At 68.2% G+C, this 1,246-nt stretch carries 1 protein-coding gene; it reads left to right on the top strand.

Annotation, left to right across the window (positions count from 1 at the left end):
• Positions 1-1,246 (top strand): ISL3 family transposase (locus ACYVKX_RS23130; RefSeq protein ID WP_460836078.1); only part of this gene is annotated, 1,246 nt, incomplete at both ends.

Here is a 1,246-nt window from a genome sequence, read left to right as displayed (position 1 = left end):
AAGCAAGGACTGTATGGCGACGGCTCCTCGGGGTCGAGAGGACGGTGGTCGAGGGTGTCGAGTTTGAGGAAGAGTTCGACGGGACGGTGAGCCTGGTCGCCAGCGTCCGGCCGACGTCGCGAGCTGCGTCGCGGTGCGGCAGGTGTGGGCGCCGGTCGGGGCGCTACGACGCTGGCGAGGGGCGCCGCCGATGGCGGGGGCTGGACTTCGGAGAGGTGCTGGTCTTCCTCGAGGCCGAAGCACCTCGGGTCCGTTGCCCCGACCACGGGGTGGTCGTCGCGGCGGTGCCGTGGGCGCGTCACGGCGCCGGGCATACTCACGCGTTCGATCAGCAGGTGGCCTGGCTGGCCACCCAGGCCTCGAAGACCGCGATCACGGTGCTGATGCGCATCGCGTGGCGCACCGTGGGGGCGATCATCACCCGCTACTGGGCCGACACCGCTGCCGCCCTGGACGCCTTCGCCGGCCTGCGGAAGATCGGGGTCGATGAGATCTCCTACAAGAAGGGCCACAAGTACCTCACCATCGTGGTCGACCACGACTCGGGCCGGCTGGTATGGGCCGCTCCAGGCCGCGACAAGGCCACCCTCGCCAAGTTCTTCGACGCACTCGCCGAATCCGGTGTTTGCGCAGGTGAGGACCGGTGTGCGCTGATCACCCACGTCAGCGCCGACGGCGCGGAATGGATCAGCGGTGTGGTCGCCGAGCGGTGCCCGAACGCGGTGCGTTGTGCTGATCCGTTCCATGTCGTGAAGTGGGCGACCGAGGCCCTCGACGAGGTCCGCCGCGAAGCCTGGAACGCCGCTCGCGGCGCCGTGTTCCAGCGCCGTGCGGGCCGCGCGAGCGGCCTCGCGAAGGACCTGAAAGGCGCTCGCTGGGCGTTGTGGAAGAACCCCGAGGACCTGACGCTCAAACAGACCACGCAACTGGAGTGGATCGTCAAGACCAACCCCCGGCTGTACCGGGCCTACCTGCTCAAAGAGGGCCTGCGAACCGTGTTCAAACTCCCGCTCGACGAGGCGACCGAGGCACTCGACAAGTGGCTGTCCTGGGCCCGCCGCTGCCGCATACCCGCGTTCGTCAAGCTGGCCAAGAGCATCGTGAAACACCGTGCCTCGATCCTGGCCGCGATCGAGCACGGACTGTCCAACGGGCGCATCGAGTCGGTCAACACCAAGATCCGCCTCATCACCCGCGTCGCCTTCGGCTTCAAGTCCCCCGAGGCACTCATCGCCCTCGCGATGCT

The sequence above is a fragment of the Nocardioides hungaricus genome, from assembly GCF_054782915.1.
This window is presented reverse-complemented; position numbering and strand designations above follow the sequence as displayed.